Below are 19,528 nucleotides of genomic sequence, written 5' to 3' on the forward strand. Positions count from 1 at the left end.
AGCTAGTTATGAAAAAAACTTTAACGATTCTGTTTATGTTATGTTGTGTCTTTGGAGTATTTGCTCAGAAAGATATAACTTATTGGAATAAAATGGCTAATGGTACTTCAGAAGCACTTATCAAACATTTTTGGGGAGCTAGTTTTGAGGGCTACGAAAAACGCTATTATTTTAATTATGGTAGCGATCTTTCTGATATGTCAACAAATAACTATTGGCCACAGGCACATGCAATGGATGTTCTGGTGGATGCGTATATGCGTACTGGTAAATCGTATTATAAAGAACTTTTTCCTTTGTGGTGGGAAGGTATGCCCAAATATAATTTTGCCGGAAAAATGAATCCCAAAGATCCTTGGTGGAATGTTTTTGTTGATGATATGGAATGGATCGTATTAGCACAAATAAGAATGTTTGAAAGTACAGGGGAGAAAAAATATATAGAGAAAGCGAGGCAAGTATATGATGATTGGATTTGGCCTACATGGGGACCGGAAGATGAAGCTCCCTGGTTTGGTGGAATTACTTGGAAGACGGATGTCGCAAAATCAAAGAATGCTTGCTCTAATGGACCGGCTGCATTAATTGCTGCTCGTCTTTACTCTTTTTACGATCAGGCTCAATTTAGCGATGGCAAGATTAAAAATGCCTACTTAAATGAAGCTATCAAAATTTATATTTGGGAGAAAAACTACTTATCCTTAATTCCGCAACATAATTGATAATTATTTTTATAAGTTCCTGAGCAACATTTTGTTGCCCAGGTTTTTGCCATGTCAGCGTTTTCACTTACCTTAGTGTTGCGAATCCAAAGACAAAGAAAACCGCAACAGGCATGGCAAAGGTAGCAATAAAATCCGAAAGACTCACTCCTTTTGGAGGCATATTTCCAATCATGGAGCAATTTACCTCCCTTCTCTCCTCTACAATTGACTCAACACTTGGGTTGAGATGCAAACTCTATGGTTATCAATACAGCGAAATCATCCGCTCCCTCCTATGCGTTTACTTCTGCGGCGGTTCTTGCGTTGAGGATGTCACCGCCCACTTAATGAGTCATCTTTCCCTTCACCCCACACTCCGCACCTGTAGCGCCGACACCATCCTTAGGGCAATAAACGAACTGACCCGGGAAAACATCTCATACACGTCTGATGCCGGAAAGTCCTATGATTTCAATACGGCAGACACACTCAACACATTGCTCCTGAATTGCCTGTTGTCCACAGGGCAGTTGAAAGAGGGCGGGGAGTATGACGTTGACTTTGACCACCAGTTCATTGAGGCGGAGAAGTACGATGCAAAGCCCACGTACAAGAAATTTCTTGGTTACAGGTCCGGTGTGGCCGTTATCGGCGACATGATTGTCGGCATAGAGAACAGCGACGGCAACACCAATGTACGCTTTCACCAGAAGGACACGCTAAAGAGGATTTTGGAGAGACTTGAAGAGAAGAAGCTGACAGTCAAACGCTTCAGGGCCGACTGCGGCTCATGCTCTGAAGACATTGTGGATGAGGTCAGGAAGCATTGCAGGACATTCTACATACGCGCCAACCGCTGCTGCTCGCTCTATGATGACATCTTCGCGCTCAGAGGGTGGAAGAAGGAAGAGATAAACGGCATCGTGTTTGAGTTGAACTCCATTCTCGTTGAGAAGTGGAAGGGCAAACCGTATCGCCTGGTAATCCAGAGACAGAGACGCATGGGCAGTGGACCGGACCTGTGGGAGGGGGAATATACATACCGCTGCATCCTGACCAACGATTACGAATCATCCATGAGGGACATCGTGGAGTTCTATAACATGCGCGGTGGCAAGGAACGCGTCTTTGATGACATGAACAATGGGTTTGGATGGGACAGACTGCCTAAATCCTTCATGGCGGAAAATACCGTGTTCCTGCTCCTGACGGCACTGATACGCAATTTCTACAAGGCCATCATGCAAAGGATTGAAGTGAAGAAGTTCGGGCTCAAGGAAACCAGCCGTATCAAGACGTTTGTCTTCAAATTCATTTCAGTACCTGCCAAGTGGATTAAGACCGCAAGGCAATGTGTGCTGAATATCTACACCGACAACCATGCATATGCAGAAGCCTTCAAAACTTCTTCCGGATGATTTACATCACTTGATGGCCACTGATTGCGTATTGCCTCAAGTCGCTTTATGGGGTAAGGGGATGGTATGCGCATTGAAACGGACGCGAGGACTTAATGGTTATCTTACGAATCAAAAGTCCATTTCTCTTTATGTAGGTAGCACTTCGGGAATGGAGTTGCGGATTTAAGGATTATTATTTCGGGGTGCAAAATTATAACGAGTTTACTCAGAGCACAATACCTAAAAATTGGTATATAATTAGAAGCAAATCACCACTCATTAACTAAAAAAATATAAACTTCGCTCCTGCTTTATAATTGTTTGTTAAAACGGTACTTGAAGGAGAGCATGAACCAACTACCTATCTGCTGCGTGTGTCTCTCCGACAATCCGGAGGAAGAGACGCTGCGGGTAAAGTTCTTTTTCTGGCTAAGGATGTCCGCCCAGTAGAATGACAGTTCCGCCTTCTTCTGTTTGAGGAAACGCCAAGAAAGGGAGGCGTTCCACACTACCTGGTCATCTTCGCCGGGGGTGATGTTCGTCCCGTTGCGGAAAGAATAATCGACATCGCTCCGCAACTGAATGCCGCCGGGCAGGTCGGCGTAGGCGTTCACCCCCAAGCGGTAGTCGCGGGTGTAATCGCCGGTTTCGCGCAAAAGGTTGGTGGAGTGGCGGAAACGCCAGTCACCCGTCAGGTCGAAACCTCCCCATTGGGGCTGGTAGCCAAAACGCAGGTTGGCATTCAGTGTCGTGTTGTGGGTCGTACTGCGCTCCGGCATCTCCTGCTGTCCCTCGTTGATAAGGCTTACGTTCTGGCTGAACGAAGCGCCGGTACGTGCGGTAACGGAAAATCGGCGTTTGATGCGCTTCTGGTATCGCACGGTGGCTCTTGCGTTCCAATTCCCGTTCACATTCACGGGATAGCTTTCTATACCGCCTGTTTGGGTATTGTACGTCACAGCCCGTGTCACACTGTTCACCGTGTTCGCCCAAGTCATGTCTCCGTTCAAACCTATCTTCGTGTCTCGTGCTTCTAAGCGCACCCTTTGGTTGTACGAAGGGCGCAGGCTGGGATTTCCCCGTGTAATGTTCAGCGGATCGCTGTTGTCGGTCAGTGTCAGCAGTTCGGTCAGTCCCGGCTGTTTCGTGTCTCCCTCGTAACTTAGTTGCACCCGTGTTTTCTTTTTGTGCCACAAGACGGTAACAGCCGGGTAGTAGTTCACGGAGGTTCTCAGCGTGTCGGCTTGCATCCGCCCGGTCTTCTGGTCGAGACTCTGCCGTTCGGGAACGACGGACAGGCCAGCGTTGATTTCCCAAGTTCTGTCCGTATAGTTAAGGTGGAGGGCCACTTCATGCGCTGTCGTGTGGCTTCGGCTTCTGTTGCTCAGGCTGTCGGTATAGGCTGCCTCGTAGCCTTCCGGCAGGGTGTACAAGGGTTCATCGTCCGTACCGTCGAAAAAGCGGGACAGGTCGTAGGTATTGCGGTCGTTGTTTTGGTTTTCCCGTCTGAATTTATACGAAAGTTGTGCCCGCAGGCTCTTGTGTAGTGGCTGTGTCAGTATCAGTCCCAAGCTGAATTTGCGGTTTCTGTTTGGGCTGTCATAATATTGATTACGGTAGAGGACGGAATCGTTACCCCACTCATCCTGCAATTGGTAATAGGTGGTGGAGGACACGGAAAACGCCTCGTTCTTTCCTCTCCCCTCCGAGTATTGCATGGTTAGCCCCAAACTGCTGCCTTTCTCGTTCAGCCGTCGGGTGAGGTCGGCGTTCAGGAAATACTGCCGGTTGGCGCTTGTTGAACGGGAGTTCATGCGGATGCCATTCACCCGGATATCGTTTTCCGTTTGGCCGTTTTCTTCCCCATTGAACGGTGCTGTGATATCCAATTCTGGATTTTCATTGTAGGTCGCCTGCCGGCTGTCACTCCCGTTTGTCCCTTTCATCGCACTAAAGCTGCCTGAAAGGTTCAGCAAGGTCATCTTATCGATATTCCATTTCATGCTTAGCATGGTGCTTGCCATGCGGTTGGTGTTGTGGCGGTCGCTGGTCGCATAGCGGTAGCGGTTCCCCGTTTTCAGGTATTGCTCGTAGTAAGATGTCCCCTCGTTCCCATTGATAGCATTGCTGTACATGACATTCCCGTTAAGGTGTATCTTCTTTCCGAACTTTTTCAGGAAGTTCACCGCTACATTGTCTTGGCGGTTGTCTTTGTTTGCGGATGTCATGTTGCGGTTGCCGCTTTTGGCGATTACCGACAGGTTTTCCCCGCCGGTTTTGAAGAAATTGCTGATTAGTTCCGCTTCTTTTTTCTTGTTGTTACCCTTGCCTGCGGCTACGGAAGTCATCAGTGTACCGTTGAACTCCTTCTTGGTTTGCAGGTCGAGCACATAGTTTTCTTCCCCTGTTTTTATCCCCATGAATTTCTCCATTTCGCTACGCTTGTCATACACTTTTATCCTGCTTACCAAATCGGCGGGCAGATTTTCCAAAGCCAGCGCATGGTTTCCTGCAAAGAACGCTTCCCCGTTAACATTGATTTCCGCAATGGGAAGCCCATTATAAACCAAGGTTTTGTTTTGCCTGTCATATTCCAAGCCCGGTATCTTTTTTACCAGCTCTTCCAAGTTCGAGCCTTCGGGAATCCGGTAGGCATCGGCATTGATGACGGTAGTGTCGCCCACCAGTTCCACCTCCTTTATGGGAGCCGTGACCACCACTTCGGACAGTTCAAGACCTTCTGTCAAGACAATGTTTCCGACATGGATTTTCGTCTTGCCTGTATTTAATGCACGAAACTCCGGCTTCATACCTATATAAGAAACTTTCAGCAGGTAAGGCGATTCTTTCTTTGCATGGAAGCTAAGACGGAAATTCCCGCCGGCATCACTCATCACCCCTTTTACAAGGGTGGAATCCCCGGCTTCGAGTACCAAGATATTGGTATAGGGCAACACCTCTTGTCCTTCTCCATTGTTGGAAACGACAAGGGTCTTTCCGGTCACATCCACCCTCTGTTGGGCAAATAGAGTTATCGGAAACAGGAACATAAGTATCAGTCCGAGAACAGATATACGCACAATTACCCGTTATTTTTTTATAGTTTTTAAAAGAAATGAAAAACGGGTACAAAATTACAAGCTTTTACCAGCCGTGCCAATACCAAACAATCGGTATATATAATAACTCATTACTTTAACCTTCAACATATAAAAAATGGTCGGAACGATACAGAGTACAAGAAAACCTGCCGTACAACCGGGTCTTTTCCAGAGCATGGCGTCATGTATGAACCGGACATTTGTCGTGCAAATGAAAGCCTTCCAAAGAAACAAACCCCAGTCCACAATAAAAACAAATCCGGCAACCGTTCTTTTATAGAACCGGCTGCCGGACGAGCCAAATTGCGGAAACTGTTACCGTTTCCCTTCCAGAATCAGAATCGGCCGACCCGCAAAGCATTCACGAAAGCGCTGGCCTCTTCTCCCGTATAATGGAGTACGGAAGATGCCGGTTCGTAAGCGTAAGGAACATACTTCAGCAACTGGACGGCAGCGAAGTTACCGTCCTGCGAAACCATGTAGTCCATCCGCACACCGCCGTCCTTCTTCGGCAGTACCTCTGCCTTGCCGTCAAAAGTCTTCTCCTCCAGCAACCGCCCCAATACAGAGAGGTCGCCCGCATCGAAGAAACAAGAACCTTTTTTCACCAAACTGCCGGTCGGAACGTATATCAGACTCCTTTTTCTTATCATCAGGCGAATACCTCCGGCCACCAGAAAGGCGATTCCGCCGACCAGCAGGACAGGACCTGACGCGGAAGAGGAATCTTCCACTTTCGACGAGAAAAACAGAAGGCACAGTCCCACCGCACAAAAAAGGAGGGAAAGAATAAGAGCCGAAATATTGGTAATCTTCTTTATATCGGGATGCGCTGCGGAAAACAGGGTTTCGGCAGCAGAAATGTTTTGATTCATACGGATTGAAAATTTTATTTTTGCTGATTGTTCAATAATAAGATATACTCACGACGAACAGCCACACCCCGCTTTTCAGCCAAGTGTAACCGTCAGTATAAACGATAAAAAAACAAACCGCTAAATCAGAATCCGTCTCATCCCGAAGATATAATGCTCGCAGGCATTATCCCAGTTCGGGCTACGGGAAGAGTCATGCACGAGGGTACAACAATAGGTCAGGTTGTTCATGCGGCAAATGAGATACCGCTGTAAAATTCGGAGAAAATGGGCCGTTTCCACAGATATGTACCGAAGATGCATCCCCTTTACCGATGCGCCGGCACGGCAAGCCACATCGGGGATTTCCCCGATTATGCCTGTTATGTCGCTGTCCTTTTTTTGCCGGATAGAGTCTCTGTCATGGAATTGCTGAAAAGAGGCGTTGTCCGTATTTCGGACACAACATTCCTGCGCAGCCGCCACACCGGCCGCCGGAACATGCAGCGCCCCGGAATTGCATACCAAGGCCAGCAGCACCAACGATAGAACAGCAACGAATCCTTTCATACCTTAATTTTGCCTTGCAAAGGTAAGCATAAAGGCATTTTTTTACCATTCCCGTGAAATGATTAACAAAAATAAACGGAATCATCTGTGTTTTCCACCCGCAGGACTTAATGCGGGGGCCTCTCTGGATTCGGCCAGTGCCGCCACGCACTCTTCGCGTATGGACTTGATGTAATCCAGTACCATTAACGGATCGACACTTTTTCCATCGAGCTTGCAGGAAATATGCAGGTGTTCGCTGGTGCTGCGTCCTGTAGAACCGGTAATACCGACGACATCCCTCGGCCCGATAGCAGCCCCTTTCCGGGTAAGGATACGCGACAGGTGGCAATAGCTGACCGTGTAGTCTCCATGCCGTAAGGTCACATACTTGCCGGAGGATTTGTCCTGCCCGACTTTCACTACCACTCCCGCCATCATGGCCATCACCTCGTCGCCCCGTGCGTGGAGGTCGATTCCGTTGTGAAACTTCTTTTTTCCGGTAAAAGGATCTTTCCGATACCCATAAAGCGAGTTGATTTTCATCCGGTGCAGCGGATAGCTTACGCTAAGGTAACGCTCTATCCATACGTGTTTGCAGGTGTCGGCGGGCAATGCCGGGGCGGCGTCTCCTGCCGACGGTAAGGAGTCTTGGACGGAAAGCATGTTTCCGGGCAAGGTCGCCACATTATCCCTACCGGCAGAAACGACTTCAACCCTGTATCGGGACGGCACGGTCGAGACCGTATTGAATTGTGCTTGAACGGGGCCTGCGATACTTGCAGCACCCGCCATCAAAACCAGTAGTTTCTTTCTCATGCGGCAAATATAACCAGCCCTGCCCAAGATGTCCCGTTTCCACGGCCTTTTTCGACCAAAGTACAACAAAAAAAGCATTCAGAGTATGAATTTATGCGCAAAATCATACTCTGAACATAAAAATAAACTCTCTTAATACACTAATATTATTCTATTATATACAAGGGAATGAAAAGAATCTATCTTTGCAAAGTGTAATTCAAAATACAAAATTAAATATGAATGTAGTACGATTTGAACTAATTGAATTGCCCTATCCGACACTGGCCCGATTCGGGCTTACACAGGAGATGATCGAGGACTTGCCGATGCGTGTCCTCGATGAGATTTGCGACGGCAGACACTCTCCCGTGCTTCCGGTCCGTGTCCGTGACGAGAAGGGAGAACTAATCGAAAGCCGCAGCCGCTTCGCCCTTGTCCGTAGAGATGACGGTCTGTCGGACGTGGTATTTTATCCCGTCCTGGAATCCTCGCCACTGGAACGCTACGACGAGGCGCAACAGAAACAACTGCTCGCAGGCAAGGCGATTCTTGCCGATGTGGAGACGGCAGACGGACGGCACAGCAAGGCATTCGTGCAGATAGACGAGGAAACGAAGCAGGTGATGTATATCCCCACGCCGATTATCGGGCGCAACCTGCAAGTGCTGGCCGACATAATGCACCTCGGTACAATGGAGGTAAACAGTATGCAGAACGGCGAACCGCTGACACTGGTCGTGGACGATGAACCCGTCACGGTGGGCATCGACCTGCATGACAAGACCGGCATCCGCTTCTGTTCGGGCGACAGCCAGAAATGGAAAGAACAGCCCAAACGCGAGTGGGACAAGTACACTTTCGGCGTGTACGGCTGCTGGGTGATGGACGATGACGGCAACCTCGACTATGTTCCCGAAGAGGAATATACCGAAGAACTGTGGAACGAACAGAAGAAAAGCGCCGAGCGTAACCGTGCGGCGGGAGTTCACAAATAATATCTTAACATCCAGCGAATATGGCAGAACACCAATATTATTCCGAAGAGGTACTTATCGAGAAGATGGAGCGCGGCGAATACGGCTGGCTCGACTATGTGAATCATTTCTCGCCCGAATGGCAGGAGGAATATGCCCGCTATTGCAAGGAGCACAGCCTTATGGCGGGCAACGAATCCGCCGCCGAGTTCGTCCACTACAAGGACGAGCAACTGGAGGCGGCGATGGAGAACGGAGATGCATAACGGAAACCCTTTTTAACAACGGATTATGGCGATACGAAAGAATACCAACCCCCGAATGATGGACCTGCAACCCGAAATGCAGGACATATTGAGGCGTAACGGTATGCAGGCCCACGTGGTCAGCGACGGCACGGGCTACCGGCTCGTGGTGCAGGGCCACGATTCGCCGCTGCTGACCTACGACCTTACCGAGCGTCAGATGTTGGCCCTGACGGACTGGGGAACAAACTCGGCCAACAAGAAAGCCTACAACGTGTTCACGAGCATTGTAGGGAAAGACTTTTATATGCCCAAGAACTTCGTCCATGCCCGCAATGCCAACGGTCGTGTCGCTATGGGGCTGCACGGCTACCGTATCGGTATCGGCGAATACGGGCATGTGGGACGGTTGGGTATGCCGCCCCCGTTTCTCGGCTGGACGCCACGCCACCAGTGGGGCTTCCATCTGCGGCGGGTCGGCGGCCAACTGTTCTATCCGGGACCGCCCGTTGTCCCTGAACGGTGGGACGGACGCATGAAGCCGGGCGAATTGCAGTCGGGCGGCTACGGCTTCTATTACAAATACAAGGCCGGACAACCGGTGCAACCGGCACAACAGGCCGACGTCCTGCAAAACCTGCAGACGGTCATCACGCCGCTGGTCAGCCGTCCGCGCAGCACGGAACCGGCCCGTACCTACAAGGAACTGATAAGCTCTCCTGTCTATTTTTCCAACGAGAAATGGCAGGAATGTCTTGCCTCCCACGGCCTTATCGTCGATAAGGAGGCACGGACACTGACCGTACAGTCCGAAAAGGTGACCGCCGATCTGGTCTATGACCTGACGGAAGAAGAAACGGCCGTCCTGACCTCCAACTCCATCGAGGAACAACCGGTCGAGAAGCGGCTGGAAGTCCTGAACGGGGTTATCGGGGCGGATTTTGCCGACAAGGTAACGATGGCGGACCTCGACAGCAAACAACGTATCGCCCTTGGTCTGCACCCCGAAGTACAGGAGGAACTGACGCAGCGTCAGCAACAGGAGCAGGAAATCCTCTCCCCACTGGAAAACCAGCTCCGGCAGGAGATGCCGTATGGTGCGGCTGCTTCCGTCGATGGACGGGATATTTCCGTCCTTGACGAGCGCAAGGGCTGGTACCGAGAAGAACGGCACGGCAGGGAGGTCGAGGTCGGCGAGATAGCCGTACACCCGTCCCCCATAGAGGGCAAGTACAAGATGACGGCCGTCATCGACGGGCAGGTCATCAGCCACGAGATCAGCCAGAAGGATTACGACAAATTCCTTGCGGTCGATGACTACCACCGCATGAAAATCTTTTCGAAAATATTCAGCGAGGTGGACATGAAGATGCGGCCGGAAGCACAGCGCGGTCTCGGCGTGAAGATTTTCGCCGCCCTTGCGGCAGGAACGGTCGTCACGGCGGGTGTCGTCCACGGCCTGCGGCATCATCATCACGGTCCGGAGTTCTACGGTGAGCGTTTCGGAGGCGAGCCGCGTCCGTATTTCAAGCCCGGTGTCGATACGCCGAGGGACGTGGCTATACGCAATTTCGAGGCACAGATGAATCAGGATATTAACGATATGAGAAGAGGGAGATAAAGACAATTATGAGAGAAGGAGACCTTACCTACGACGACTTCCTGCAAAGGCTGAACATTCAGGACGTGCTGATTGACGCGGGCTACCACCTGAACCGGCGCGACGGCCTGCGCTATCCCTCGTATGTCCGTCTGGACAGCGAGGGACGGCGTATCCGTGGCGACAAGTTCATCGTGACGCAACAGGGAAAGTGCTGCTTCCAAGCACAGCAGCAGAAAGTCTATAACATCATCTCGTTCATCAAGGCGCACCCGCAGTTTTTCGCTGAATACCGTGCGGGCATGTCTCCCGACCGACTGGTGAACCTCGTGTGCAACCGGCTGCTGAACCATCCCATCGAGGACCGGACAACGCGGATTATACAGCCCAAGCGGGACATCCGCCCGTTCGACATCGCGAACTACGACCTGTACAAGTTCAACCCGCAGGACCGGGAGACACAGAAGAAGTTCTATCCTTATTTCAAGAGCCGGGGTATCGACCTCTACACCCAGTACGCCTTCCACCGCCACTTCTGTCTGGCGACGAAACACCGTGAGGACGGTGCGGCATACACCAATCTCGCTTTTCCGCTGACCTTGCCCAAAGGCGACGGCACGGTCGTGGGCTTCGAGGAACGGGGACGTGCAAGAATGGACGGAAGCGGCAGCTACAAAGGCAAGGCCGAGGGCAGCAATTCGAGCGAGGGGCTGTGGATTGCCAGCCCTGCCCAAACCCCACTTGCGGAAGCTAAGCGTATCTATTGGTTCGAGAGTGCCTACGACGCGATGGCTTATTACCAGCTTAACCAGAAATGGGACAAGGAACTGCGAAAGGGAGTGTTCGTTTCTACCGGCGGGGCACCGAGCCAACAGCAGTTCAAAGCCATGATAAAGGCCACTCCACGCGCTTACCACCATCTCTGCTTCGACCAGGACCGTGCCGGACAGATCTTCGCCATCAACTTCGCGCTCACCCAGGCGGGCAAGACATTCACCAGCAACGTGACGAAAGACGACAAACTGCTGGTCCGTATCAGTGGCGAGGAGAACCAGAACTACGAAATAAAACTCGAACCCTTCGACTTTCACAGGATAATCGGCACGCTTTTACGTCCCAAAGAAATCTATCGGGAAGATGGTACGCTCGACTATCGGACAATCGGCGACGGATATTTGCAGGAGATGAGCATGGTGTGCCAAGACGAGTACGAGATAGCCCTTGCCGAGGGTTCGGCCAGTGAGGAAACACTGGAGGGCATGAGACAAAATATCATGGCCATAGAGGATGCGATCCGTAATCTTCCCGCTCCCGGCGAGGACAGCACCGACCTTATTGTGTACGAGCCCGCTGAAAAAGGCTATAAGGACTGGAACGAACAGCTCTTGGCAAAGATCAGGCTGCAAGAATCAGTTCACGAAGAGCCGGCCAGAAGAGAAGAACCCGAACAGGAACGGCAAGCACGTTTCCACCGATGACAACGCAGTACCCCCTACATGAAACAACAAAAGAAAAGAGAAGACAATGAATGACAAGAAATTGACACATAATGATTTTTTGCAAAGACTCGATATCCGGGATGTACTGCTTGATGCCGGGTATCGCCAGAACCGACGCTTCGGACTACGCCTCTCCTCGTTTATCCGCACGGACAGTGAGGAAAAGCGTATCCGGGGTGACAAGTTCGTCATAACGCAACAGGGAAAATGCTGTTGCCAACCACCCCGGCAGAAGGAATACAACGTCGTTTCGTTCATCAAGGAGCACCCGGCGTTATTCGCGGAATATTATGAGGGAATAGACCTGAACCGGCTGGTAAACCTCGTGTGCAGCCGCCTGCTGAACATCCCCTTCGAAGAATACGAGGTGCAAACCGTACCGGTCAAGCAAGACCTACGACCATTCGATATAACAGACTACGACCTGCACAGATTCAACCCTCAAGACCATGAGATGCAGGAGATATTCTATCCCTATTTCAAGAACCGGGGTATCGACCTCAGCACGCAGAATGCTTTCCACCGTCATTTCTGCCTGGCAACAAAACACGGCGCAGACGGTGCGGCATACACCTGTCTCGCTTTTCCACTGACCTTGCCCAAAGAGGGCGGTACGGTCGTGGGTTTCGAGGAACGGGAACGTATGAGAATGGACGGATGCGATAGCTATAAAGGCAAGAGCGAGGAAAGCAATGAGAGCGAAGGGTTGTGGATTGCAAGTCCTGCCGGAACACCTCTTGCCGAGGCCAAACATATCTACTGGTTCGGGAGTACCTATGACGCGATGGCCTATTACCAACTCCATCAGGCGAAGAACAAGGATTTGAGAAAGGCGGTCTTTATCTCAACGGGCGGCAAGCCTATCGGGAAACAGATGAGAGAGATACTTGATCTTACCATCCCTGCCCGGCAACATATCTGTTTCGATAATACCCGGAAAGGGTCGAATCTCACATGGGATTTGCAAAAGGAGATATGCCGCTCAGTACGTTTTGCCATAGAGGAAACGCCGGAGAGGAAACCCTATCTCGATTCCATACCGGACGGCGGGGATTTGACAGACGGAGAATTTTACCTATTGCCCAAGGGTGGTTTGCAAGAAATCTGCATACGGTTCGACGCCGAATCGGAAGAAGCGGAGTCGATGCGTTCGAGCGGGTTGTGTGCCCCGGAAGACGTGCAGGACCAGATAGATACCACGAACAAGTGCTACCGGGAATATCGAGAGAAACTACGGGAGTTCCTTGGTATTGACAGGGAGCATGATGTCTCCATTACCTGGGAAAGTCCGGATTATCGCCATACGAGCTGGAACGAACAGCTTTTGGCTGAACAGAAACGTGAAGAGACTGTCGGGCAGGAGTCGGAAAAAGAAGAAAACGCCGGGCAGGAACGACAGATACACTTTCGCCGATGACCATGCCATATACCATACAAGATGTCCGGAACATTATCCTGCGCCCGCACGCCGGGCAATTCGTCATCGACGAACTGCCATTGATATTCATGTGCATGGCGGGACTGGTGTACGGCGGCATGGAAGGTATGCCGCTTGGCGGTATGGCGACGGTCATTGCCTTGTTTCTGTTCCTCGTGCTGCTGTATCGTTTCATTTGCCTGCGCCGGATATGTTACCGGGTCGGCAACGAACAGCTTGTCTGCGAGCGGGGACTTTTCTGCCGCAGGGTGGACTACATGGAACTGTACCGTATCGTGGACTTTCAGGAACACCAGAGCCTCCTGCAACAGCTTTGCGGTCTGAAAACGGTCGTTATCCTTTCGACGGACCGGAACAGCCCGAAGCTCGACCTTATCGGTATCCGGCGCGGAAACGACATCGTGGCGATTATCCGTGAACGTGTGGAAATCAATAAACGAAAAAAGGGAATCTATGAGATTACGAATCATTAGCATATGGGTGGTCTTTGTGCTTGCCGGTCTGCTTCCGCAATTGGCCAAGGCGCAGGTTGCCGCTTCGAACCCGTTGGAATGGGCAGCCTTGGCCGAGGGAAACGAACTGATAAACGGCCAGATAGACAAACAAATCAAAGGGCAGACACAGACCGCCCTGATGCAGAACAGTATCGCAGCGGAGTTCAACCGCATACATGAGTGGGAAAAGCAGTACAACAGTTACCTCAAGACGGCGAACGGTTATGCTTCGTCGCTGAAAGCCTGTACCCACCTCTATAACGACGGCGTGCGGATTTTCCTCACGCTGGGAAAACTGGGCAAAGCCATCGGGGACAACCCGCAGGGCATCGTCGCCAGCATGAACATGAACAACCTCTATATCGAGACGGCGACGGAGCTGGTTTCCGTGTTCACGTTGCTGAACGACGCCGTGGCCAAAGGCGGCACGGAAAACATGCTCACGGGGGCGGAACGGAGCAAAACCCTGTGGGCTTTGAACGACCAGCTCGCGGCATTCAGCCGGAAACTGCATCTGCTCTATTTGAGCCTGCGCTATTATACCCTGAACGACGTGTGGAACAACATAACGGCGGGTATGATAGACCGCAGCAACGGCGAGGTGGCCCGTCTGGCCATGTCCCGCTGGCGCAGGGCGGCAGCCATCGCCCGTTGAAAAAAGGATAACCTTAAATCCGCAACTCCATTCCCGAAGTGCTACCTACATAAAGAGAAATGGACTTTTGATTCGTAAGATAACCATTAAGTCCTCGCGTCCGTTTCAATGCGCATACCATCCCCTTACCCCATAAAGCGACTTGAGGCAATACGCAATCAGTGGCCATCAAGTGATGTAAATCATCCGGAAGAAGTTTTGAAGGCTTCTGCATATGCATGGTTGTCGGTGTAGATATTCAGCACACATTGCCTTGCGGTCTTAATCCACTTGGCAGGTACTGAAATGAATTTGAAGACAAACGTCTTGATACGGCTGGTTTCCTTGAGCCCGAACTTCTTCACTTCAATCCTTTGCATGATGGCCTTGTAGAAATTGCGTATCAGTGCCGTCAGGAGCAGGAACACGGTATTTTCCGCCATGAAGGATTTAGGCAGTCTGTCCCATCCAAACCCATTGTTCATGTCATCAAAGACGCGTTCCTTGCCACCGCGCATGTTATAGAACTCCACGATGTCCCTCATGGATGATTCGTAATCGTTGGTCAGGATGCAGCGGTATGTATATTCCCCCTCCCACAGGTCCGGTCCACTGCCCATGCGTCTCTGTCTCTGGATTACCAGGCGATACGGTTTGCCCTTCCACTTCTCAACGAGAATGGAGTTCAACTCAAACACGATGCCGTTTATCTCTTCCTTCTTCCACCCTCTGAGCGCGAAGATGTCATCATAGAGCGAGCAGCAGCGGTTGGCGCGTATGTAGAATGTCCTGCAATGCTTCCTGACCTCATCCACAATGTCTTCAGAGCATGAGCCGCAGTCGGCCCTGAAGCGTTTGACTGTCAGCTTCTTCTCTTCAAGTCTCTCCAAAATCCTCTTTAGCGTGTCCTTCTGGTGAAAGCGTACATTGGTGTTGCCGTCGCTGTTCTCTATGCCGACAATCATGTCGCCGATAACGGCCACACCGGACCTGTAACCAAGAAATTTCTTGTACGTGGGCTTTGCATCGTACTTCTCCGCCTCAATGAACTGGTGGTCAAAGTCAACGTCATACTCCCCGCCCTCTTTCAACTGCCCTGTGGACAACAGGCAATTCAGGAGCAATGTGTTGAGTGTGTCTGCCGTATTGAAATCATAGGACTTTCCGGCATCAGACGTGTATGAGATGTTTTCCCGGGTCAGTTCGTTTATTGCCCTAAGGATGGTGTCGGCGCTACAGGTGCGGAGTGTGGGGTGAAGGGAAAGATGACTCATTAAGTGGGCGGTGACATCCTCAACGCAAGAACCGCCGCAGAAGTAAACGCATAGGAGGGAGCGGATGATTTCGCTGTATTGATAACCATAGAGTTTGCATCTCAACCCAAGTGTTGAGTCAATTGTAGAGGAGAGAAGGGAGGTAAATTGCTCCATGATTGGAAATATGCCTCCAAAAGGAGTGAGTCTTTCGGATTTTATTGCTACCTTTGCCATGCCTGTTGCGGTTTTCTTTGTCTTTGGATTCGCAACACTAAGGTAAGTGAAAACGCTGACATGGCAAAAACCTGGGCAACAAAATGTTGCTCAGGAACTTATAAAAATAATTATCAATTATGTTGCGGAATTAAGGTTTATTAAAAATCGCCAACAATGTTGTTGCTATTGAAAACGACACAGCTTTGGTTGAACATTTACGAAAATTATTTTCTGATGCCCGAAATGTTCAAGTTGTCGGTTGTGATTTTAGGAATTTTGCAGTTCCGAAATTTCCTTTCAAAGTGGTGTCAAATATTCCTTATGGCATTACTTCCGATATTTTCAAAATCCTGATGTTTGAGAGTCTTGGAAATTTTCTGGGAGGTTCCATTGTCCTTCAGTTAGAACCTACACAAAAGTTATTTTCGAGGAAGCTTTACAATCCATATACCGTTTTCTATCATACTTTTTTTGATTTGAAACTTGTCTATGAGGTAGGTCCTGAAAGTTTCTTTCCACCGCCAACTGTCAAATCAGCCCTGTTAAACATTAAAAGAAAACAGTTATTTTTTGATTTTAAGTTTAAAGCCAAATACTTAGCATTTATTTCCTGTCTGTTAGAGAAACCTGATTTATCTGTAAAAACAGCTTTAAAGTCGATTTTCAGGAAAAGTCAGGTCAGGTCAATTTCGGAAAAATTCGGTTTAAACCTTAATGCTCAAATTGTTTGTTTGTCTCCAAGTCAATGGGTAAACTGTTTTTTGGAAATGCTGGAAGTTGTCCCTGAAAAATTTCATCCTTCGTAGTTCAAAGTCGGGTGGTTGTCAAGATGATTTTTCTGGTTTGGTGTCGTCTTTTAAGCTGCCGCATAACGAAAAATGGTAGCCGTAGTTGCCGGATTTACAGCACTTTCGTATCAATTTAGCACTTCGGTTCGTTAAAAGCACCAAAGTATCAAGTTGGCACGAAAGCCGGCAATTATCGGCTACCATATGTGTGTGCCCTGCATATGCAGGACACACCCCGAAAGCTTTTCAAATAGTTCAAAAATACAAATTTAGTTTTACGAACCAAGTTTTCGGGGTGTTATTTTTCCAGAGGGTGCAAGTCCCTTACGAGCGGATTGAAACCCCGAATCGTTAGCAAGCTGCAAGGTGGTTTATCGTGAGGTATGCACTGAAGGAAGCAGAACTGCAAAAGTCTGTACCGACGAACAGAAAGTACATAAGAGGCATAACAATAAGGATGAGTATCCACAGCAATACGAAGTCCAAAACAGTGTTCTGAACATGCTATTAAATCAGATTATTGTTATGTAGATGTACCGGCGATAGACGGAAGGAAAAAGCATTTACCAGGGGAGGTCTTGGCGATTACGAGTTAATCAATCCAAGAAGTCAGCAGAGGTCATAGTACTTGAGGGCAAACGAGGTGCGAATAGATACCGCATAGGTCTCACAAACAAGGAAGGACTGAACGTAAAGAGGTTTTCAATAGGTAACGGAACACATAGTAGCCCTACTTAACGAAAACAGGTTAAAAACAACTAAAATGATAACAAGAGTAGTACATCCGTTTAATCTTCAAAGAGCATTGGAACACGTGATTGCCAATAAAGGTAGTGCGGGTGTTGATGGTGTTTCTATAAGAGAGCTCCGCAAGGTGTTTTCTGAAAAGAAACTACAACTGATTGAAGCAATCAAACAAGGCAACTATCAAGTACAACCCATTTTAGGTATTGAAATTCCGAAAGGAAATGGGAAAACTCGATTATTGGGTGTTCCCACCACTACAGAACGTGTGTTGCAACAAGCCTTAGCACAAACTATTGCACCACTTTTTGAGCCCGAATTTAGTAATTACAGCTATGGATTTAGACCTCACAAGAATGCCCGACAAGCCGTTGGACAATCTCGGGATTACATCCATTCAGGATTAAACCACATTGTGGATATTGACCTGAAAAACTTCTTTGATGAAGTTGACCACTGTTTATTACTGAATTTAATCTATCAAAAAGTGAAATGCAAAGCTACCATGCAACTCATACGCAAATGGCTCAGAGCACCTATTAAAATCAACGGAAAGCTACGAAAGAGAAGAAAAGGCGTTCCGCAAGGAAGCCCTTTAAGTCCATTATTGTCGAACATTTTACTACATCAACTGGATAAGGAAATGACTCGAAGAGGACACAAATTTGTACGTTATGCGGATGATTTTAGTATTTATTGCAAAAGCCACAATCAAGCCAAGGCAACAAGAGTGGTAATTGAAAAGTTTTTGAAAAACAAACTCAAATTAACTATAAATGAAGAAAAGAGTGGTATCAGAAAACCAATCCACTTCACAATTTTGGGTTTCGGATTCGTACCTACGTACGAGAAAGGAAGTAAAAATCAATACCAACTTATTGTATCGGAAAAAGCATGGAAGAAACTAAAAGAACGACTTAAAACAATCACCCGAAAAACCACACCAGCCACATTTGAAGAGCGTATTGCCAAGATAAAAGAAGTGCAACGCGGATGGTTGAACTATTTCCAAGGCACGAGTATTTTGGGCAAATTACGAGATTTAGATGGTTGGCTTCGCAACCGACTGCGCTATTGCATTTGGCATCATTGGAAAAAACCCGAAAGGAAAAGGAAAAACCTGATTCGATTAGGTGTAGACCAAGACCATGCCTACGCTTGGAGCAGAACACGGAAAGGCGGTTGGGCAATAGCACAAAGTCCTATTCTAGGCACTACCATTACTTTACAACGCTTGAAGAAAAGAGGATATGTTTCCTTAACTGAATTACATTTACAACTTAACCCATCTCTTTGCGAACCGCCGAGTACGTGACCCGTACGCTCGGTGGTGTGAGAGGCGCACTCCGTCAGTTACTGGCGGAGCCGTCTACTCGATTATGCGGTCGGTTTTCATTTTCTCTTCTTTCTCGTTAATTTGTCAAGCAAAGTTACTAAATTTGCAGTCAAGCAATTTCAATTTTTGAATTATGTATTTCAGCAGACCTTGGACTTCTATCTAAGTGATAGGCAGTCCTGAAAATTCCAATCTCTTTTAGGTCAAGACAATTAGTCTATGGGTTTCGTGTACCGACTTTTTTGTAAAGGCGTTACGTTGTCATAGTTGCTCTGTCGGGTAATACTGTCTATTCACTTCTCCACGATTTCAACAACAAAAATGATTGAACGTATCAAATCGTTGGGGGAAATGGAGACGAAGCAGAAATGTGTAGTTCAACGGTTCGAGATTATCATTCCCCTCCACCAAAAAATAACGACCCAATATATAGCCTCCGCAAGTTTTACTTGCGGATTTTTTAGTTATCGCAGATTGGACAAAGGTTTCTTTGCTACTTTCTTTGTCCGCCATCATGCTCACTGAAAGAAAGTAGGGCGGCTCTCGCCGCCCCGCCACTCAAAAGCGTGTGTAAAGTCCCGTCACCATCGTGAACATTTCCTCCAGCATATCAAAATAGATACCCTCGTGTACGGCAATGTCCTTTGTCTTGCACTCAAAGGTCTTTTTGCTGAACGTCCTGCGGTAGAAGCGCATATTGTAGAGGTCTGCCCCTTCGTCATAGATGATGTCAAGGCGGTTGGCACTTGTTTTGTTCCTTGCAAGGCTCATCCGTAAGCCGTTGCCCATATCTATGAAATCACGGCTACCTGTCATGGCGGTGAAGCGTTTTCCGCCTATCTGCTGTAATATCGTCTTGGCTATCATATCTTTTGTTTTTAGGGTTTTAAGTATT

At 48.8% G+C, this 19,528-nt stretch carries 17 protein-coding genes and 1 pseudogene; 12 read left to right on the top strand and 6 right to left on the bottom strand.

Annotated elements, in window-relative coordinates; translation table 11 throughout:
* Positions 1 to 8: 8 nt before the first annotated feature.
* Both BACCOP_RS06720 and BACCOP_RS06725 read left to right on the top strand, forming a co-directional pair.
* Positions 9 to 722 (top strand): glycoside hydrolase family 76 protein, encoded by a 714-nt coding sequence (locus BACCOP_RS06720; protein WP_007567533.1) that lies wholly within the window; start codon positions 9 to 11, stop codon positions 720 to 722.
* Between the two features lie 113 nt (positions 723 to 835).
* Positions 836 to 2,122 carry an IS1380-like element IS615 family transposase gene (locus BACCOP_RS06725; RefSeq protein WP_007567149.1) on the top strand — a complete coding sequence of 429 codons (1,287 nt, stop codon included), beginning with the start codon at positions 836 to 838 and terminating at the stop codon, positions 2,120 to 2,122.
* A gap of 293 nt (positions 2,123 to 2,415) precedes the next feature.
* Here BACCOP_RS06725 and BACCOP_RS06730 read toward each other — a convergent pair whose 3' ends face one another.
* The 4 genes from BACCOP_RS06730 to BACCOP_RS06745 all read right to left on the bottom strand — a co-directional run bounded on the left by BACCOP_RS06730 (position 2,416) and on the right by BACCOP_RS06745 (position 7,505).
* The gene (locus BACCOP_RS06730) at positions 2,416 to 5,154 is read right to left on the bottom strand and encodes an outer membrane beta-barrel protein (protein WP_007567535.1); all 2,739 of its coding nucleotides are present in this window, start codon (positions 5,152 to 5,154) and stop codon (positions 2,416 to 2,418) included.
* Between the two features lie 386 nt (positions 5,155 to 5,540).
* Entirely contained in the window at positions 5,541 to 6,080 is a 540-nt protein-coding gene (locus tag BACCOP_RS06735; RefSeq protein ID WP_007567538.1) for a hypothetical protein, read from the bottom strand.
* Positions 6,081 to 6,200: 120 nt separating this feature from the next.
* Positions 6,201 to 6,629: a hypothetical protein gene (locus BACCOP_RS06740; protein ID WP_007567540.1), complete on the bottom strand. Its 429-nt coding sequence runs from the start codon at positions 6,627 to 6,629 to the stop codon at positions 6,201 to 6,203.
* A gap of 81 nt (positions 6,630 to 6,710) precedes the next feature.
* Positions 6,711 to 7,505 carry a M23 family metallopeptidase gene (locus BACCOP_RS06745; protein WP_007567541.1) on the bottom strand — a complete coding sequence of 265 codons (795 nt, stop codon included), beginning with the start codon at positions 7,503 to 7,505 and terminating at the stop codon, positions 6,711 to 6,713.
* A gap of 140 nt (positions 7,506 to 7,645) precedes the next feature.
* Here BACCOP_RS06745 and BACCOP_RS06750 point away from each other — a divergent pair, with 140 nt between their 5' ends.
* From BACCOP_RS06750 to BACCOP_RS06780, 7 genes are read left to right on the top strand one after another with little or no spacing between them, the layout of a single operon-like run.
* On the top strand, positions 7,646 to 8,404 hold the full coding sequence (locus BACCOP_RS06750) for a DUF4099 domain-containing protein (protein ID WP_007567550.1): 759 nt from the start codon (positions 7,646 to 7,648) through the stop codon (positions 8,402 to 8,404).
* A 20-nt stretch (positions 8,405 to 8,424) separates the two neighbouring features.
* Positions 8,425 to 8,649: a hypothetical protein gene (locus tag BACCOP_RS06755; RefSeq protein WP_007567552.1), complete on the top strand. Its 225-nt coding sequence runs from the start codon at positions 8,425 to 8,427 to the stop codon at positions 8,647 to 8,649.
* 25 nt (positions 8,650 to 8,674) lie between these two features.
* Positions 8,675 to 10,249, top strand: coding sequence for a hypothetical protein (locus BACCOP_RS06760; RefSeq protein ID WP_007567553.1), 1,575 nt, complete (start codon positions 8,675 to 8,677; stop codon positions 10,247 to 10,249).
* An 8-nt stretch (positions 10,250 to 10,257) separates the two neighbouring features.
* Positions 10,258 to 11,706 carry a toprim domain-containing protein gene (locus BACCOP_RS06765; RefSeq protein WP_007567554.1) on the top strand — a complete coding sequence of 483 codons (1,449 nt, stop codon included), beginning with the start codon at positions 10,258 to 10,260 and terminating at the stop codon, positions 11,704 to 11,706.
* Positions 11,707 to 11,752: 46 nt separating this feature from the next.
* Positions 11,753 to 13,144: a toprim domain-containing protein gene (locus BACCOP_RS06770; protein WP_007567560.1), complete on the top strand. Its 1,392-nt coding sequence runs from the start codon at positions 11,753 to 11,755 to the stop codon at positions 13,142 to 13,144.
* Entirely contained in the window at positions 13,141 to 13,638 is a 498-nt protein-coding gene (locus BACCOP_RS06775; protein WP_007567564.1) for a PH domain-containing protein, read from the top strand. The genes BACCOP_RS06770 and BACCOP_RS06775 overlap by 4 nt, the downstream gene beginning before the upstream one ends.
* A complete protein-coding gene (locus BACCOP_RS06780) occupies positions 13,619 to 14,314 on the top strand; it encodes a hypothetical protein (RefSeq protein ID WP_007567566.1) in 696 nt (231 codons plus the stop codon). Before BACCOP_RS06775 ends, BACCOP_RS06780 begins: the two co-directional genes overlap by 20 nt.
* 182 nt (positions 14,315 to 14,496) lie before the next feature.
* Here the strand turns inward: BACCOP_RS06780 and BACCOP_RS06785 are convergent, their stop codons facing one another.
* Positions 14,497 to 15,783 (bottom strand): IS1380-like element IS615 family transposase, encoded by a 1,287-nt coding sequence (locus tag BACCOP_RS06785; RefSeq protein WP_007567149.1) that lies wholly within the window; start codon positions 15,781 to 15,783, stop codon positions 14,497 to 14,499.
* A gap of 137 nt (positions 15,784 to 15,920) precedes the next feature.
* Here BACCOP_RS06785 and BACCOP_RS06790 point away from each other — a divergent pair.
* From BACCOP_RS06790 to BACCOP_RS21390, 3 genes and pseudogenes are all read left to right on the top strand, one after another.
* Positions 15,921 to 16,571 (top strand): annotated as a pseudogene (locus tag BACCOP_RS06790) (rRNA adenine N-6-methyltransferase family protein); the annotation flags it as partial.
* 745 nt (positions 16,572 to 17,316) lie between these two features.
* The gene (gene ltrA / locus BACCOP_RS06795) at positions 17,317 to 18,612 is read left to right on the top strand and encodes a group II intron reverse transcriptase/maturase (protein WP_007567572.1); all 1,296 of its coding nucleotides are present in this window, start codon (positions 17,317 to 17,319) and stop codon (positions 18,610 to 18,612) included.
* Between the two features lie 342 nt (positions 18,613 to 18,954).
* The gene (locus BACCOP_RS21390) at positions 18,955 to 19,158 is read left to right on the top strand and encodes a hypothetical protein (RefSeq protein ID WP_004316914.1); all 204 of its coding nucleotides are present in this window, start codon (positions 18,955 to 18,957) and stop codon (positions 19,156 to 19,158) included.
* Between the two features lie 33 nt (positions 19,159 to 19,191).
* On the opposite strand, the gene BACCOP_RS06800 is transcribed toward BACCOP_RS21390, so the two are convergent.
* On the bottom strand, positions 19,192 to 19,500 hold the full coding sequence (locus tag BACCOP_RS06800; RefSeq protein ID WP_004304290.1) for a hypothetical protein: 309 nt from the start codon (positions 19,498 to 19,500) through the stop codon (positions 19,192 to 19,194).
* Positions 19,501 to 19,528 lie beyond the last annotated feature (28 nt).

The sequence above is a fragment of the Phocaeicola coprocola DSM 17136 genome (assembly GCF_000154845.1).
Lineage (GTDB): Bacteria > Bacteroidota > Bacteroidia > Bacteroidales > Bacteroidaceae > Phocaeicola > Phocaeicola coprocola.

What these genes read in the sequence shown, in the direction of transcription:
- BACCOP_RS06775 (WP_007567564.1), top strand. Translation starts at nt 13,141, where the DNA reads ATGACCATGCCATATACCATACAAGATGTCCGGAACATTATCCTGCGC.
- BACCOP_RS06720 (WP_007567533.1), top strand. Translation starts at nt 9, where the DNA reads ATGAAAAAAACTTTAACGATTCTGTTTATGTTATGTTGTGTCTTTGGA.
- BACCOP_RS06770 (WP_007567560.1), top strand. Translation starts at nt 11,753, where the DNA reads ATGAATGACAAGAAATTGACACATAATGATTTTTTGCAAAGACTCGAT.
- BACCOP_RS06765 (WP_007567554.1), top strand. Translation starts at nt 10,258, where the DNA reads ATGAGAGAAGGAGACCTTACCTACGACGACTTCCTGCAAAGGCTGAAC.
- BACCOP_RS06755 (WP_007567552.1), top strand. Translation starts at nt 8,425, where the DNA reads ATGGCAGAACACCAATATTATTCCGAAGAGGTACTTATCGAGAAGATG.
- BACCOP_RS06760 (WP_007567553.1), top strand. Translation starts at nt 8,675, where the DNA reads ATGGCGATACGAAAGAATACCAACCCCCGAATGATGGACCTGCAACCC.
- BACCOP_RS06745 (WP_007567541.1), bottom strand. Translation starts at nt 7,505, where the DNA reads ATGCTTTTTTTGTTGTACTTTGGTCGAAAAAGGCCGTGGAAACGGGAC.
- ltrA (WP_007567572.1), top strand. Translation starts at nt 17,317, where the DNA reads ATGATAACAAGAGTAGTACATCCGTTTAATCTTCAAAGAGCATTGGAA.
- BACCOP_RS06750 (WP_007567550.1), top strand. Translation starts at nt 7,646, where the DNA reads ATGAATGTAGTACGATTTGAACTAATTGAATTGCCCTATCCGACACTG.
- BACCOP_RS06725 (WP_007567149.1), top strand. Translation starts at nt 836, where the DNA reads ATGGCAAAGGTAGCAATAAAATCCGAAAGACTCACTCCTTTTGGAGGC.
- BACCOP_RS06740 (WP_007567540.1), bottom strand. Translation starts at nt 6,629, where the DNA reads ATGAAAGGATTCGTTGCTGTTCTATCGTTGGTGCTGCTGGCCTTGGTA.
- BACCOP_RS06780 (WP_007567566.1), top strand. Translation starts at nt 13,619, where the DNA reads ATGAGATTACGAATCATTAGCATATGGGTGGTCTTTGTGCTTGCCGGT.
- BACCOP_RS06785 (WP_007567149.1), bottom strand. Translation starts at nt 15,783, where the DNA reads ATGGCAAAGGTAGCAATAAAATCCGAAAGACTCACTCCTTTTGGAGGC.
- BACCOP_RS06735 (WP_007567538.1), bottom strand. Translation starts at nt 6,080, where the DNA reads ATGAATCAAAACATTTCTGCTGCCGAAACCCTGTTTTCCGCAGCGCAT.
- BACCOP_RS21390 (WP_004316914.1), top strand. Translation starts at nt 18,955, where the DNA reads ATGATTGAACGTATCAAATCGTTGGGGGAAATGGAGACGAAGCAGAAA.
- BACCOP_RS06800 (WP_004304290.1), bottom strand. Translation starts at nt 19,500, where the DNA reads ATGATAGCCAAGACGATATTACAGCAGATAGGCGGAAAACGCTTCACC.
- BACCOP_RS06730 (WP_007567535.1), bottom strand. Translation starts at nt 5,154, where the DNA reads ATGTTCCTGTTTCCGATAACTCTATTTGCCCAACAGAGGGTGGATGTG.